The 14,902-nt window shown below is 71.7% G+C and carries 13 protein-coding genes; all 13 read left to right on the top strand.

From position 1 onward, the window contains the following. Positions 1–176: 176 nt before the first annotated feature. The 13 genes from ACIQOV_RS05395 (at position 177) to ACIQOV_RS05335 (ending at position 14,848) form a co-directional block, all read left to right on the top strand. Positions 177–1,829, top strand: coding sequence for a UDP-N-acetylmuramoyl-L-alanyl-D-glutamate--2,6-diaminopimelate ligase (locus ACIQOV_RS05395; RefSeq protein ID WP_401045156.1), 1,653 nt, complete (start codon positions 177–179; stop codon positions 1,827–1,829). Continuing rightward, entirely contained in the window at positions 1,826–3,229 is a 1,404-nt protein-coding gene (murF, locus tag ACIQOV_RS05390) for a UDP-N-acetylmuramoyl-tripeptide--D-alanyl-D-alanine ligase (RefSeq protein ID WP_401045153.1), read from the top strand. Before ACIQOV_RS05395 ends, murF begins: the two co-directional genes overlap by 4 nt. Further along, positions 3,229–4,290 carry a phospho-N-acetylmuramoyl-pentapeptide-transferase gene (gene mraY, locus ACIQOV_RS05385; protein WP_359827635.1) on the top strand — a complete coding sequence of 354 codons (1,062 nt, stop codon included), beginning with the start codon at positions 3,229–3,231 and terminating at the stop codon, positions 4,288–4,290. The genes murF and mraY overlap by 1 nt, the downstream gene beginning before the upstream one ends. Continuing rightward, the gene (gene murD / locus ACIQOV_RS05380; RefSeq protein ID WP_401045149.1) at positions 4,287–5,735 is read left to right on the top strand and encodes a UDP-N-acetylmuramoyl-L-alanine--D-glutamate ligase; all 1,449 of its coding nucleotides are present in this window, start codon (positions 4,287–4,289) and stop codon (positions 5,733–5,735) included. The genes mraY and murD overlap by 4 nt, the downstream gene beginning before the upstream one ends. 102 nt (positions 5,736–5,837) lie before the next feature. Further along, positions 5,838–7,151 carry a putative lipid II flippase FtsW gene (gene ftsW / locus ACIQOV_RS05375; RefSeq protein WP_359912816.1) on the top strand — a complete coding sequence of 438 codons (1,314 nt, stop codon included), beginning with the start codon at positions 5,838–5,840 and terminating at the stop codon, positions 7,149–7,151. Between the two features lie 6 nt (positions 7,152–7,157). Further along, on the top strand, positions 7,158–8,264 hold the full coding sequence (murG, locus tag ACIQOV_RS05370) for an undecaprenyldiphospho-muramoylpentapeptide beta-N-acetylglucosaminyltransferase (protein WP_359912813.1): 1,107 nt from the start codon (positions 7,158–7,160) through the stop codon (positions 8,262–8,264). Further along, a complete protein-coding gene (locus tag ACIQOV_RS05365) occupies positions 8,257–9,033 on the top strand; it encodes a cell division protein FtsQ/DivIB (RefSeq protein ID WP_401045145.1) in 777 nt (258 codons plus the stop codon). The genes murG and ACIQOV_RS05365 overlap by 8 nt, the downstream gene beginning before the upstream one ends. Positions 9,034–9,397: 364 nt before the next feature. Then, positions 9,398–10,630 carry a cell division protein FtsZ gene (ftsZ, locus tag ACIQOV_RS05360; RefSeq protein WP_359912807.1) on the top strand — a complete coding sequence of 411 codons (1,233 nt, stop codon included), beginning with the start codon at positions 9,398–9,400 and terminating at the stop codon, positions 10,628–10,630. Beyond that, positions 10,627–11,358, top strand: a complete 732-nt coding sequence (gene pgeF, locus ACIQOV_RS05355; RefSeq protein ID WP_380551098.1) for a peptidoglycan editing factor PgeF — start codon at positions 10,627–10,629, stop codon at positions 11,356–11,358. The genes ftsZ and pgeF overlap by 4 nt, the downstream gene beginning before the upstream one ends. Beyond that, a complete protein-coding gene (locus ACIQOV_RS05350; protein ID WP_401045141.1) occupies positions 11,358–12,146 on the top strand; it encodes a YggS family pyridoxal phosphate-dependent enzyme in 789 nt (262 codons plus the stop codon). The genes pgeF and ACIQOV_RS05350 overlap by 1 nt, the downstream gene beginning before the upstream one ends. Positions 12,147–12,438: 292 nt before the next feature. Beyond that, positions 12,439–13,056, top strand: coding sequence for a cell division protein SepF (locus tag ACIQOV_RS05345; protein ID WP_224276937.1), 618 nt, complete (start codon positions 12,439–12,441; stop codon positions 13,054–13,056). A gap of 98 nt (positions 13,057–13,154) precedes the next feature. Next, the gene (locus tag ACIQOV_RS05340) at positions 13,155–13,436 is read left to right on the top strand and encodes a YggT family protein (RefSeq protein ID WP_030060143.1); all 282 of its coding nucleotides are present in this window, start codon (positions 13,155–13,157) and stop codon (positions 13,434–13,436) included. A 59-nt stretch (positions 13,437–13,495) separates the two neighbouring features. Beyond that, complete coding sequence (locus tag ACIQOV_RS05335) at positions 13,496–14,848, top strand: DivIVA domain-containing protein (RefSeq protein ID WP_401045137.1); 1,353 nt, start codon at positions 13,496–13,498, stop codon at positions 14,846–14,848. The last annotated feature ends 54 nt before the right edge of the window (positions 14,849–14,902 follow it).

The following is a 14,902-nucleotide window of genomic DNA, read 5'->3' as shown; positions in this document are numbered from 1 at the left end:
CCCCCGGTACACCGTCTCCTGCACCCTCCAGGGCCCGGTCAACGGCCACTTCGGCGGCCAGCTGTGCGGCCCGGTGTTCAAGCAGGTGATGGAGTTCACCCTGAAGACCATGCAGGTCCCGCCGAGCGGCAGCCAGGCGCCCAACCTCACCGTCGACTGGAAGCCGTGAACGAGCGATGAGCAACGAACCGGCCGGGCCGGAGCACGGCGCGGCGAAGGGCCGGTTTGGCCCTGGACACCCTTCGGCGGATAGCCTTCCCGCCGTGCCGAAACCCGATCAAACCACCGTGAGTCCGCCCCGCCCGACCGGGACCACCGCCCTGCCGCTCGCCGAGCTGGCCGCCGAACTGGGCCTGCCGCCCGTCGAGGGCGGCGCCGTCAGCGGTGTCACCCACGACTCCCGCGCGGTCCGCCCGGGCGACGTGTACGTGGCCTTCCCGGGCGCCAACCACCACGGCGCGGCCTTCGCGGCCAAGGCCGCGGAGTCCGGCGCGGTGGCGGTGCTCACCGACCCGGCCGGCGTCGAGCAGGCGGCCGCCACCGGCCTGCCGCTGCTGGTCGTCGACCGGCCGCGGGCCGTCATGGGCGAGCTGGCCGCGATCGTCTACGGCCGCCCCTCCCGGCGGCTGCTGATGCTCGGGCTGACCGGCACCAACGGCAAGACCACCACCTCCTACCTGGTCGAGGGCGGCCTGCGCGGCGCCGGGCGCAGCCCGGGCGTGATCGGCACCGTCGAGATGCGGGTCGGCGAGGAGCGGATCAAGAGCGAGCGCACCACCCCCGAGGCCACCGACCTGCACGCGATCCTCGGCGTGATGGCCGAGCGCGGCGCCGACGCGGTGACCATGGAGGTCTCCAGCCACGCCCTGGTCTTCGGCCGCACCGACGGCGTCGCGTACGACGTCGCGCTGTTCAACAACCTGACCCCCGAGCACCTCGACTTCCACCCGGACATGGAGGACTACTTCCAGGCGAAGGCCCGGCTCTTCCAGCCCGGCAAGTCCCGCCGGGGCGTGGTCAACCTGGACGACGAGTACGGCCGCCGGCTCGCCGCCGAGGCCGAGATCCCGGTGACCACCTTCTCCGCCACCGGCGCCGCCGGGGCCGACTGGCGGGCCGTGGACGTCCGACTCGGGCCGGTCGGCTCCACCTTCAGGGTGCTGGGCCCGGACGGCGCCGAGGCCGACGCCTCCGTCCCGCTGCCCGGTCCGTTCAACGTCGCCAACGCGCTCGCCGCGATCACCGTGCTGGTCGCCGCCGGGCTGCCGCTGGAGCGGGCCGTGGCCGGCGTCGCCGCCGTCCCCGGCGTGCCCGGCCGGCTGGAGCGGGTGGACGCCGGACAGCCGTTCGTCGCCGTCGTCGACTACGCCCACAAGCCGGACGCCCTCCAGGCCGTCCTCGCCTCGCTGCGCCAGGTCACCGAGGGCCGGCTGCACGTCGTGGTCGGCTGCGGCGGCGACCGCGATCCGCACAAGCGCGGCCCGATGGGCGCCATTGCCGCCCGCCTGGCCGACACCGCCCTGCTGACCAGCGACAACCCGCGCAGCGAGGACCCGTTGGCGATCCTCGCCACCATGCTGACCGGCGCCGCCGCGGTGCCCGAGGCCGAGCGCGGGGCCGTCCTGGTCGTCCCCGACCGGGCCGAGGCGATCGCACTCGCCGTCGCCCGCGCCCAGGCGGGGGACACCGTGCTGGTGGCCGGCAAGGGCCACGAGCTCGGCCAGTACGTACGAGACGAGATCCGCCCCTTCGACGACCGGGAGGTGCTGCGCGAGTCCATCGCGCGGACCGCGGCCGCACGGGGCGACCGAGGAGTAGAGCAGCAGTGATCGCACTGACCCTCGCCGAGGTGGCCGCCGCCGTCGGAGGCACGCTGGACGGCGCCGACCCGGACGCCCTGGTCACCGGCCCGGTCGAGGTCGACTCGCGGAAGGTGGTCCCCGGCGGCCTGTTCGCGGCCTTCGTCGGCGAGCACGTGGACGGCCACGACTACGCGGCCAAGGCGGTCGGGGACGGCGCCGTCGCGGTGCTGGCCTCCCGTCCGGTCGGCGTGCCCGCCGTCCTGGTCGACAGTGTGGTGGAGGCGCTCGGCAGGCTGGCGCGCGCCGTGGTAGCCCGTGCCGAGGGCACCGCCGTGGTCGCGCTGACCGGCTCGGCCGGCAAGACCAGCACCAAGGACCTGATCGCCCAGCTGCTCCAGCGCCACGGCGAGACGGTCTACCCGCCCGGCTCGCTCAACAACGAGATCGGCCACCCGATGACCGCGCTGCGGGTCGAGGCCGGCACCCGGCACCTGGTGATGGAGATGGGCGCCCGGCACAAGGGCGACATCGAGTACCTCACCTCGATCACCCCACCCCGGATCGGCCTGGTCCTCAACGTCGGCACCGCCCACGTCGGCGAGTTCGGCTCCCAGGAGGCGATCGCCGAGGCCAAGGGCGAACTGGTGGAGTCGCTGCCCGCCGACGGTGCCGCGATCCTCAACGCGGACGACCGGCTGGTGCGCGCGATGGCTTCCCGCACCAAGGCGAAGGTGGTCCTGTTCGGGGAATCACCGGACGCCCACGTACGGGCCACCGACGTTCGCCTGGACGCCACCGGGCGGCCATCCTTCACGCTCACCACCCCGGCCGGTTCCGCGCCCGTGCAGCTGCGCCTGTACGGTGAGCACCACGTCTCGAACGCCCTCGCCGCCGCCGCGGTGGCGGTGGAGCTCGGGATGTCCGTCGACGACACCGCGGCAGCCCTGGGCGAAGCGGGTGCGCTGTCCCGCTGGCGCATGGAGGTTGTCGACCGGGCCGACGGTGTCACCGTCGTGAACGACGCCTACAACGCGAACCCCGACTCGATGCGGGCCGCGCTGCGGGCGCTCGTCTCGATGGGCGGCCGGGGCCCGGAGCGCCGCCGCACCTGGGCGGTGCTCGGCGAGATGCGGGAGCTCGGCGAGGAGAGCCTGGCCGAGCACGACGCCATCGGGCGGCTCGCGGTCCGGCTCGACGTCACCAAGCTGGTGGCGGTCGGCGGACGCGAGGCGGCCTGCATGGAACTCGGCGCGAGGAACGAAGGTTCGTGGGGTGAGGAGTCGGTGCTGGTGTCCGACGCGGACGCGGCGGTCGAGCTGCTGCGCAGTCAGCTGCGGCCGGGGGATGTGGTCCTGGTGAAGGCTTCCCGTTCGGTGGGGCTGGAGAAGGTGGCCGAGGCTCTCCTGGCGGACGGTGTGGCCGAATAATGAAGCAGATCCTTTTCTCCGGGATGATCGGTCTCATCCTGTCGCTGCTCGGCACCCCGGCCCTGATCAAGGTGCTCGCGAAGCACGGCTACGGCCAGTACATCCGTGACGACGGTCCCAAGGCGCACCACAGCAAGAAGGGCACGCCCACCATGGGCGGCATCGCCTTCATCCTGGCGACCCTGATCGCGTACTTCGCCACGAAGGCGATAACGGGCGAGAGCCCGACGGCCTCCGGGCTGCTGGTGCTCTTCCTGACCGCGGGTCTCGGCCTGGTCGGCTTCCTGGACGACTACATCAAGGTGGTCAAGCGTCGCTCGCTGGGCCTGCGGGCCAAGGCGAAGCTGGCCGGCCAGTCGATCGTCGGCCTCGGGTTCGCCGTCCTGGCGATGCAGTTCCCGGACGACCGCGGTCTCAACCCGGCGTCCCAGAGCCTGTCCTTCGTCCGGGACTTCAAGTGGGCGATCGGCCCCGTCCTGTTCGTCATCTTCGCGTACTTCATGATCGCCGCGATGTCGAACGGCGTGAACCTGACGGACGGTCTGGACGGCCTCGCCACCGGTGCCTCGGTGATGGTCTTCGGCGCCTACACCTTCATCGGCATCTGGGAGCACACCCAGAGCTGCGCCTACGCCATCACCGCGACCGCCAACTGCTACGACATCCGCGACCCCCTGGACCTCGCCGTCGTGGCCTCCGCCCTGATGGGCTCCTGCTTCGGCTTCCTGTGGTGGAACACCTCGCCCGCCAAGATCTTCATGGGTGACACCGGCTCGCTCGCCCTCGGCGGCGCCCTGGCCGGTCTGGCGATCTGCTCCCGCACCGAGCTGCTGCTCGCCCTGCTCGGCGGCCTCTACGTGATCATCACCCTCTCGGTGATCATCCAGGTCGGCTCCTTCCGGATGACCGGCAAGCGCGTCTTCAAGATGGCGCCACTGCAGCACCACTTCGAACTCAAGGGCTGGACCGAGGTCCTGATCGTGGTCCGGTTCTGGATCATCCAGGGTCTGTGCGTCGCCGTCGGCCTCGGACTGTTCTACGCGGGATGGGTGACCGGATGACCGACCCCGACCTGACCAACCCGGAGTTCGGCGGCCTGCCGGTCGCCGTCGCGGGGCTCGGCGTCTCGGGCATCAGCGCCGCGCGCGTCCTGCGCGGCCTCGGCGCCCGGGTCACCGTGGTGGACGGCGGCAGCGGGCCCGGCCTGGTCGCCCGGGCCGCCGAGCTGGAGGCGCTGGGCGTCACCGTGCGGCTCGGCGACGGGGCGAGCCTGCCCGAGGGCACCGAACTGATCGTCACCTCGCCCGGCTGGGCGCCGGACAGCCCGCTGTTCGCCGCCGCCGAGGCGGCCGGGGTGCCGGTCTGGGGCGACGTCGAGCTGGCCTGGCGGCTGCGCAGGCCGCTGCCCGGCACCGGCGAGCCCGCCCCCTGGCTGGCCGTCACCGGCACCAACGGCAAGACCACCACCGTCCAGATGCTCGCCTCGATCCTCACCGCCGCCGGCCGGCGCACCGCCGCGGTCGGCAACGTGGGGGTCTCGGTGCTGGACGCGGTGCTCGCCGAGGAGCCGTACGACGTGCTCGCCGTCGAGCTCTCCAGCTACCAGCTGCACTGGGCGCCCTCGCTGCGCCCGTACTCGGCGGCGGTGCTCAACCTGGCACCCGACCACCTCGACTGGCACGGCTCGATGGAGGCGTACGCCGCCGACAAGGGCCGGATCTACGAGGGCAACGTCGTCGCCTGCGTGTACAACCTGGCCGACCCGGCCACCGAGGCGCTGGTCCGCGAGGCCGACGTCGAGGAGGGCTGCCGGGCGATCGGCTTCGGCCTCGGCGCGCCCGGCCCGTCGAACTTCGGCGTGGTGGACGGACTGCTGGTGGACCGGGCCTTCGTCGAGGACCGGGCCAAGAACGCGGCCGAGCTGGGCGCCGTCGAGGACGTCAACCCGCCGGCCCCGCACAACATCGCCAACGCGCTCGCCGCGGCGGCGCTGGCCCGGTCGTACGGCGTCGACCCGAAGGCCGTCCGGGAGGGCCTGCGGGCCTTCCGCCCGGACGCCCACCGGATCGCCGAGGTCGGCGTGGTCCGCGAGGTCGCGTACATCGACGACTCCAAGGCCACCAACACCCACGCGGCGGCCGCCTCGCTGGCCGCCTACCGGCCGATCGTCTGGATCGCCGGGGGCCTGGCCAAGGGCGCGACCTTCGACGACCTGGTGCAGGGCGCGGTCGAGCGGCTGCGCGCGGTGGTGCTGATCGGCGAGGACCGGGCGCTGATCCGGGAGGCGCTGGAGCGACACGCTCCGGATGTGCCGGTGATCGAGGCGGCCGAGGGCCAGACTGGCGCGGTGGCGATGGCCGAGGTCGTTCGAACGGCCGCGTCGCTCGCCCGATCGGGTGACACGGTGCTGCTGGCACCGGCCTGCGCCTCGATGGACATGTTCACCAACTACGGCGAGCGCGGCGACCTCTTCGCGGCGGCCGTCCGGGAGCTGGCGGGCGAGTAGGCGGTCCGGCGCGGGCGTCGGACGGAGAACAGTGAGCGGGGAGCGGTGGCGGGGCAGGGCAGAGCGGATTCCGGCGTTGAGAAGCGGGACGCCGCCGAGCCGATGAGAGTGATCTCCGCCACCACGACCAAGTACAAGTCGGCCGGTCCACTGGCCCGCGTCCAGGCCTTCCGGGCCCGGGTCCGGTACTGGCTGGACCGGCCGCTCACCCCGTACCTGCTGGTCGTCGGCAGCACCCTGCTGCTGGTCGTGCTCGGTCTGATGATGGTCTTCTCGGCCTCGCAGATCCTCGCCCTGAACCAGCACCACACGGCGCAGTACTACTTCCTCAAGCAGTTGATCGCGGCCATCCTCGGCCTGGTCCTGCTGATCGGCTTCGCCTCCGTCCCGGTGGCGGTGCTGCGGGTGATCACCTACCCGGTGATGATCGCTGTGATCGGCGCCCTCACGCTGGTGGCCATCCCCGGCATCGGGGTGCGGATCAACGGCAACCAGAACTGGCTGGACTTCGGCTTCTTCCAGTTCCAGCCCTCGGAGTTCGCCAAGCTCGCGCTGGTGCTCTGGGGCGCCGACCTGCTCGCCCGCAAGCAGAAGGCCGGCACCCTCAACTCGTGGAAGCACCTGCTGGTGCCGCTGGTGCCGGGGGCCCTGCTGCTGCTCGCGCTGATCATGTTCGGCGGCGACATGGGCACCTCGATGATCCTGGTGGCCATGGTGTTCGCGCTGCTCTGGATGGTCGGCGCGCCGCTGCGGCTGTTCGTGGCCACCCTCGGGGTGGCGGTGGTGGTCTGCACCGCCCTGGTGGTCACCGTGCCGCACCGGGCGGAGCGGCTGAGCTGCATCGGCGTCACCAAGCTCGACCCGGAGGGCGCCTGCTTCCAGGCCCTGCACGGCGTCTTCGCGTTCGCCAACGGCGGCGGCTTCGGCACCGGCCTCGGCGCCGGCGTGGAGAAATGGGGCCAGCTGCCCGAGGCGCACACCGACTTCATCTTCGCCGCGACCGGCGAGGAACTCGGTCTGGTGGGGACGCTGTCGGTCCTCGGTCTCTTCTCGGCACTAGGCTACGCGGGTATCCGTGTGGCCATCGGTACGAAGGACCCCTTCGTCAGGTACGCCGCGGGAGCCGCCACCACCTGGATCATGGCGCAGGCCATGATCAACCTGGGGTCGGCGCTGGGACTGCTGCCCATCGCGGGCGTCCCGCTCCCGCTGTTCTCCTACGGCGGTTCCGCCATGCTGTCGGCCATGTCCGCGATCGGAGTGCTGCTGTGCCTGGCGCGCAGCACCTCGGGCGCGAAGGCGGCCCTGGCCGCCCGGAGCAAGAACTCCCGGATCAGGAGACAACTGGCCCGGGTGCTGCCACGACGACGAACCACAGCGCGCCCGGCCCCGGGGCCGGCACGCAGGGAGCGGTGAATTTCGGTGCATGTCGTACTCGCCGGCGGGGGGACCGCCGGTCACATCGAGCCGGCCATGGCCCTCGCGGATGCCCTCCGCAGGCACGACCCGTCCGTCGGGATCACCGCCCTGGGCACCGAGCGCGGACTGGAGACCCGGCTGGTCCCCGAGCGCGGCTACCAGCTGGAGCTCATCCCGGCCGTGCCGCTGCCCCGCAAGCCCACCCCGGAGCTGATCACCGTCCCCGGCCGGCTGCGCGGCACCGTCCGGGCCGCCCAGGAGATCATCGAGCGGGTCAACGCGGACGCCGTGGTCGGCTTCGGCGGCTACGTCGCGATGCCCGCCTACCTGGCCGCCAAGCGGGCCGGCGTGCCGATCGTGGTGCACGAGGCGAACGCCCGCCCGGGCCTGGCCAACAAGATCGGCGCCCGCTACAGCGACTTCGTGGCGGTCTCCACGCCGGACAGCAAGCTGCGCGACTCCCGGTACATCGGCATCCCGCTGCGCCGGACCATCGCCACCCTGGACCGCGCCGCGGCCCGCCCCGAGGCCCGCCACTACTTCGGCCTCGACCAGCGGCTGCCCACCCTGCTGGTCTCCGGCGGCTCCCAGGGCGCGCGCCGGCTCAACGAGACGATCACCGCGATCGCCCCGCGGCTCCAGCAGTACGGCGTGCAGATCCTGCACGCGGTCGGCCCGAAGAACGAGCTGCCGCAGGTGGCGGACGTCCCCGGGATGCCGCCGTACCGCCCGGTGCCGTACCTGGACCGGATGGACCTGGCCTACGCGGCCGCCGACATGATGCTCTGCCGGGCCGGCGCCATGACGGTGGCCGAGCTGGCGGCCGTCGGCCTGCCCGCCGCCTTCGTCCCGCTGCCGATCGGCAACGGCGAGCAGCGGCTGAACGCCCAGCCGATGGTCAAGGCCGGCGGCGGCCTGCTGGTGGACGACGCCGAGCTGACCCCGGACTGGGTGCTCCAGAACGTGCTGCCGGTGCTCACCGACCCGCAGCGGCTGTGGGACATGAGCCGGTCGGCCGCCGAGTTCGGCCGCCGGGACGCCGACGACCTGCTGGTCGGCATGGTCTACGAGGCGATCCAGGCCCACCGCGGCGGCCGCCGCCGTGGCTGACGGCCGGCTCGCCGACCCGTTGGAGGAGGAGTTGGAGGTGGAGGAGTCCGCTCCCCGCCTCCGGCTCTCCCGGCGGGGCATCGTGGTGCTGGGCGTGCTCGGCGCCACGGTGCTCGGCGTGCTGGCCTGGCTGGTGTTCTTCTCCTCGGTCCTGGACGTGCGCAGCGTCGCGGTCCAGGGCATGAGTGACGACAAGTTGACGGCGGACCAGGTCCGCGCGGCGGTCGGCGGGCTCGGTGACGGCCCGCTGGCGCGCGTGGACCTGGACGACGTCCGGCACCGGGTGGAGGGGATCCCCCGGGTGGCCGAGGCCGAGGTGTGGCGGGGCTGGCCGCACACCCTGCGGGTGAAGGTCGTCCAGCGCAAGGCGGTGGCCGCCGTCAAGGGGGATGACGGCCAGTTCACCCAGGTGGATGCCGGGGGCGTGAGCTTCGCCACCGAACCGGCTCCGCCGGAGGGCGTTCCGGTGGTCGAGCTGCGACTCAGTCAGCAGGCGAACGACGTGGACGGGGTGATCTCCCGTCCGCAATTGGTGCAGGGCGCGGTGGCGGTGGCCGCCGGGCTGCCGCCGGAGGTCGCCAAGCGGGCCGGCTCGGTGCTGGTCCACTCCTACGACGACATCGAGTTGCAGCTCAGCGGGGGTGCGACGGTGCGCTGGGGGAGCCCGGAGCAGATCGACCGGAAGGCCAGGGTGCTGGTCGCACTGATGAACCAGAAGGGCACGAACTTCGACGTGACGGCGCCGGAGGCGCCGGCGGTGTCGGGATGATCCGGTAGGTTCTCTGCCTGAGGGAGGGGTTGACGCCTTGAAGTGTCGGCCCGACTCTTGGTGGTCACCCCCGGTTTCCTATGCCGGCCGATGATCACATAGGCTCAAAAGAAAAAGGGAAGCTCGGCGTGTTCGTTGAAACGCGTGCCCGGAGCCACCTAGTGTCCTGTGTCACCAGACTGTGTTTCCTGGTGATGTGACGGAGACACAGAACTAACCCTAAAGGTCAAGTTTAGGGTTGGGGTCGGCGGTCGGCATTTCGGACATTCAGTCAGAAACCAGGCTCCCTACCCATCGACATCCGTCGGTACGGCCCCGCCCCGGGTCGGGCCGACCCGGAAATTCGAGGCGAGAGGCCTTCGACGTGGCAGCACCGCAGAACTACCTCGCAGTCATCAAGGTCGTCGGAATCGGCGGCGGTGGTGTCAACGCCATCAACCGGATGATCGAGGTCGGTCTCAAGGGCGTCGAGTTCATCGCGATCAACACCGATGCGCAGGCCCTCCTGATGAGCGACGCCGACGTCAAGCTCGATGTGGGCCGTGAACTCACCCGGGGCCTCGGCGCCGGCGCCAACCCCGAGGTCGGCCGGAAGGCCGCCGAGGACCACCGCGAGGAGATCGAGGAGGTCCTCAAGGGGGCCGACATGGTCTTCGTGACCGCCGGTGAGGGCGGTGGCACGGGCACGGGCGGCGCGCCCGTCGTCGCCAACATCGCGCGCTCCCTGGGCGCCCTGACCATCGGCGTGGTCACCCGTCCGTTCACCTTCGAGGGCCGGCGCCGGGCCAACCAGGCCGAGGACGGAATCGCCTCCCTGCGCGAAGAGGTCGACACCCTCATCGTGATCCCCAACGACCGACTGCTGTCCATTTCGGACCGCCAGGTCAGCGTGCTCGACGCTTTCCGCTCGGCCGACCAGGTCCTGCTCTCCGGTGTCCAGGGCATCACCGACCTGATCACCACCCCGGGTCTGATCAACCTCGACTTCGCCGACGTCAAGTCCGTCATGTCGGAGGCCGGTTCGGCGCTCATGGGCATCGGCTCGGCCCGCGGTGAGGACCGCGCCAAGGCCGCCGCCGTGATGGCGATCTCCTCGCCGCTGCTGGAGGCCTCGATCGACGGCGCCCGCGGCGTGCTGCTGTCCATCTCGGGCGGCTCCGACCTCGGTCTGTTCGAGATCAACGAGTCGGCCCAGCTGGTCAGCGAGGCCGCCCACCCCGAGGCGAACATCATCTTCGGTGCGGTCATCGACGACGCGCTCGGCGACGAGGTCCGGGTCACCGTCATCGCGGCCGGCTTCGACGGCGGGCAGCCGCCGGCGATCGTCCGCGACCCGGTGGTCAAGTCCACCGCCCCGGAGCGTCCGGCCACCCCGCCGGCCGCCCCGGAGCGTCCGGCCGGCCGCCCGTCCTACGGGAGCATCGGCTCGGTGACGTCCCGGTCGGAGGGCGAGTCCTCGACCGCGTCGTCGAGCCGGACCGCCGAGACCTCGGCCACCACGACCGCCGCCCCGGTGCCGCCGCAGGTGCAGCCGGCCCGGCAGCCGTTCGTGGAGAGCCCGGCAGAGGAGCTCGACGTCCCGGACTTCCTTAAGTGATCGATCACTCGATCCGCGCGGGTGCTCACTTCGCCTTCACCTCCCGGTGGGGCGGGGTGAGCACTTCGCCGTACGGGGAGCTCAACCTCGGCGGCGCGGTGGGGGACGACCCGGAGGCCGTGCGGGAGAACCGGGCGCTGGCCGCCCGGCAGCTGGGTCTCGACCCGGCCGACGTGGTGTGGATGAACCAGGTGCACGGCGCCGAGGTCGCCGTGGTGACCGGGCGCCAGCCGCCCGGTCAGGCCCCGACGGTGGACGCGGTGGTCTCCGACCGGCCGCTCGCACTGGCGGTGCTGACCGCCGACTGCACTCCGGTGCTGCTGGCCGATCCGGTGGCTGGCGTGGTGGGCGCGGCCCACGCGGGCCGGCCCGGGCTGGCGGCCGGGGTGGTGCCCGCGGCCGTCCGGGCGATGGTCGAACTGGGCGCGGAGCCCTCGCGGATCACCGCCGCCACCGGGCCCGCGGTCTGCGGCCGCTGCTACGAGGTGCCGGCGCAGCTGCGCGCCGAGGTCGCCGCGGTGGTGCCGGAGGCCTTCGCCGAGACCTCCTGGGGGACTCCGGCGCTGGACGTGCCGGAGGGAGTCGCGGCCCAGCTGGCCGCGGTGGGGGTCAAGGAGCTGGTGAGATCACCGGTCTGCACCCTTGAATCCGCCGATCACTACTCCTATCGCCGCGAGCAGCGCACCGGCCGGCTCGCGAGCTACGTCTGGTTGGGCTCTGATCACTGATGACGAACGACATCTACGGACCGTTCCCGGGAAGCCCCGAGTTCACCGCGGCGCTGACGGAGGGCCAGCGGGCCCGGTACGAGGAACTCGGCACCAACCTCGACGTGGTCGAGCGCCGGATCGCGGACGCGTGCGCGGCCGCCGGGCGCGCCCGGGAGGAGGTCACCCTGGTCGTCGTCACCAAGACCTACCCCGCCGAGGACACCGCGCTGCTGGCCGGTCTCGGGGTGACGGACGTCGCGGAGAACCGTGACCAGGACGCCGCTCCCAAGGCGGAGCAGTGCAGAAACCTTCCTCTTGACTGGCACTTCGTCGGCCAGCTGCAGACCAACAAGGTCCGCTCGGTCGTCCGCTACGCGAACCACGTGCACTCGGTGGACCGGCTCCGGCTGGTCGAGTCGCTCTCCGCGGCGGTGTTCAAGGCGGAGCGCCCGGAGCTGGGCTGCCTGGTGCAGGTGGCGCTGGACAAGGCGCACGGGGAGGGTGAGCACCGGGCGGGGGTCGCGCCGGAGGACGTCGCGCAACTGGCCGACGCGATCGCCGACACGCCCGGGCTGCGGCTGGACGGTGTGATGACCGTCGCTCCGCTGGCCGGCCCGCTGGCCGGAGACCCGGCCCGGGCCTTCGATCGGCTGGCGGAAATCGCAACCGCCGTACGGGCGGCCCATCCGGCTGCCACCATGGTCTCCGCAGGGATGAGCGGTGACCTTGAGCAGGCGATTGCCGCCGGAGCGACACATGTGCGCGTCGGAACGGCGGTACTCGGAGTGAGGTCACCCCTCAGGTAACGTCACCGGGTAAGTAGATCAGACAGCAGGACAAAATAGGACAGAATCTAGCAGCTCTTCGGAGCGCTAGCGAACCGTGGATCGCAGCTCCGCGGCCCCCACTCCACGCATCTGACCGGCCGTCGGGCTGACACGCCGTCGTGGAGGGACCGCGGAATCCGCAGGCGGGGCCGTACGGCCCGGGCCGGAGCCGGTCCGTACGGAACGAGCGAAGCGACCATCAGAAGGTGCGCGCATCGCGAAGCCGCCACCGAGCGCGAGCGAGGTGGCTATGAGCGGAGGAGACAGGAGCATGGCCGGCGCAATGCGCAAGATGGCGGTCTACCTCGGCCTCGTGGAGGACGAGACGTACGACGGCCAGGGGTACGACCCCGACGACGACTACGACGCGGACCCCGAACCGATCCGGACGGGCCAGCGGACCGAGGACATCCCCCGGCCGGCCCCGGCTCCCGCGGCCGCCGCGCCCGCCCCGGTCTCCTCGATCACCCCGCAGCCGGTGCCCGCGGCGGTGCCGATCCGCCAGGAGACTCCGAGGATGGCCCCCGTGTCGTCCATCACACCCGAACGTCGCCACAACCTGGAGAAGAGCGCACCGGTGATCATGCCCAAGGTCGTGAACGAACGAGAGCCCTACCGCATCACCACGCTGCACCCCCGGACCTACAACGAGGCCCGTACCATCGGGGAACAGTTCCGTGGCGGGACCCCCGTGATCATGAATCTGACCGAGATGGACGACACCGACGCGAAGCGCCTCGTAGACTTCGCGGCTGGACTCGTCTTCGGTCTGCACGGCAGTATCGAGCGCGTGACACAGAAGGTGTTCCTGCTGTCGCCTGCTAACGTCGATGTCACGGCGGAGGACAAGGCTCGGATCGCCGAGGGTGGGTTCTTCAACCAGAGCTGACCCGGCCACGACTTTACGTGTGGATCTGATCAACAGTGGTTGGCGACAGGTGACGAGCGGCAGGCCCGAGGGATCGGGACCGGGGAGAGGGATACGCGATGGACATCGTGTGGGCGGTGCTCTACTACGCCCTGACCGTCTTCCTGGTGTTCCTGCTCGTACGACTGGTCATGGACTGGGTCTTCCAGTTCGCGCGTTCGTGGCGGCCCGGCAAGGCCATGGTCCTGGTCCTGGAGGCCACGTACACTGTCACGGATCCGCCGCTCAAGCTTCTTCGGCGGCTCATTCCGCCGTTGCGTTTCGGGGGCGTGGCGCTCGACCTGTCCTTCTTCGTACTGATGATCATTGTGTATGTCCTGATCTCGCTTGTGCACCCCTAGTCGTAGGTGAGCGATGCGACAGGATGCCGGTGTGCCGACGATCACGTTGAGGTGAAGAGATGCCATTGACCCCCGAGGACGTTCGGAACAAGCAGTTCACGACCGTCCGCCTGCGTGAAGGCTATGACGAGGACGAGGTCGATGCCTTCCTCGACGAGGTCGAGGGGGAGCTGACCCGCCTCCTCCGGGAGAACGAGGACCTGCGCGCCAAGCTGGCCGCCGCGACTCGTGCCGCCGCGCAGAACCAGGCCAACCTGCGCAAGGAGCCGCAGCAGGACGCGCCCCGACAGGGCGGCGCTCCGGTGCCGGCCGCCATATCCGGCCCGCCGGTCCCCGGCCAGCAGGGTCCGGGTGGTCCGCAGCAGATGGGCCCCGGCGGCCCGCAGCAGATGGGCCCGGGTGGTCCGCAGCAGATGGGCCCCGGCCCGCAGCAGCAGCAGCAGATGGGCAACCAGCCCCTCGGCCTGCCCGCCGGATCCGCGCCGCAGCTTCCCGCCGGCGGCCCGCAGCAGCAGCAGCAGATGAACCAGACCATGGGCGGCCAGCAGCAGCTGGTCCAGCCGATGGGCGGTCAGATGCTGCAGCCCATGGGCGGTCCCGGTGGCCCGCAGCAGATGGGCAACCCGATGGGCCAGGGCATGGGCCAGCAGCAGATGCAGCCGATGGGTGGCCCCATGGGCGGCCCGCAGCAGATGGGCGGCCCCATGGGCGGCCCGATGCAGCAGCAGGGCCCCGGCGGCGACAGTGCCGCCCGCGTGCTGGCGCTCGCTCAGCAGACCGCCGACCAGGCGATCTCCGAGGCCCGTTCCGAGGCCAACAAGATCGTCGGCGAGGCGCGCAGCCGGGCCGAGGGCCTGGAGCGCGACGCCCGTGCGAAGGCCGACGCGCTGGAGCGGGACGCGCAGGAGAAGCACCGCGTCGCGATGGGATCGCTGGAGTCGGCGCGGGCCACGCTGGAGCGCAAGGTCGAAGACCTGCGGGCGTTCGAGCGTGAGTACCGCACGCGACTGAAGTCGTACCTGGAGACCCAGCTGCGCCAGCTGGAGTCGCAGGCCGACGACTCGCTCGCCCCGCCGCGGATCCCCGCCACCGCGTCGCTGCCGCCGGCGGCCTCGTCGATGGCCCCGGCCGGTGCCGGTGCGATGAGCAGCGGCGCGCCGAGCTTCGGCGGCAACCAGCCGTCCTTCGGAGGCAACTCGCCGTCCTTCGGCGGGAACAGCGCCTTCGGCGGCAACTCCTCGGCGCCGAGCTTCGGCGGGCAGTCGACCGGTGGCAACAGCGGTGCGCCGCAGATGCAGCCGGCCGGGATGACCCAGCCGATGGCGGCCGTCCGACCGCAGCCGCCGCAGCCGATGCAGCAGGCTCCGGCGCCGATGCGGGGCTTCCTGATCGACGAGGACGGCGACAACTGAGGTTGTAGCAGAGCCTTTTGAGGGCGCCCCCTTCTCGACCTCCGGGTCGGGGAG

Origin of the sequence: Kitasatospora sp. NPDC091257 (assembly GCF_044757675.1) — a bacterium.
Lineage (GTDB): Bacteria > Actinomycetota > Actinomycetes > Streptomycetales > Streptomycetaceae > Kitasatospora > Kitasatospora lactacystinica.
Note: the sequence above shows the minus strand (reverse complement) of the source record. Positions and strands in the feature narration are given on the sequence as shown.

Excerpts from the sequence above, each read along its gene's own strand:
- ACIQOV_RS05350 (WP_401045141.1), top strand. The coding sequence starts at position 11,358 with ATGACGAACGACATCTACGGACCGTTCCCGGGAAGCCCCGAGTTCACC.
- ftsW (WP_359912816.1), top strand. The coding sequence starts at position 5,838 with ATGAGAGTGATCTCCGCCACCACGACCAAGTACAAGTCGGCCGGTCCA.
- ACIQOV_RS05340 (WP_030060143.1), top strand. The coding sequence starts at position 13,155 with ATGGACATCGTGTGGGCGGTGCTCTACTACGCCCTGACCGTCTTCCTG.
- ACIQOV_RS05335 (WP_401045137.1), top strand. The coding sequence starts at position 13,496 with ATGCCATTGACCCCCGAGGACGTTCGGAACAAGCAGTTCACGACCGTC.
- ACIQOV_RS05395 (WP_401045156.1), top strand. The coding sequence starts at position 177 with ATGAGCAACGAACCGGCCGGGCCGGAGCACGGCGCGGCGAAGGGCCGG.
- mraY (WP_359827635.1), top strand. The coding sequence starts at position 3,229 with ATGAAGCAGATCCTTTTCTCCGGGATGATCGGTCTCATCCTGTCGCTG.
- murD (WP_401045149.1), top strand. The coding sequence starts at position 4,287 with ATGACCGACCCCGACCTGACCAACCCGGAGTTCGGCGGCCTGCCGGTC.
- ACIQOV_RS05345 (WP_224276937.1), top strand. The coding sequence starts at position 12,439 with ATGGCCGGCGCAATGCGCAAGATGGCGGTCTACCTCGGCCTCGTGGAG.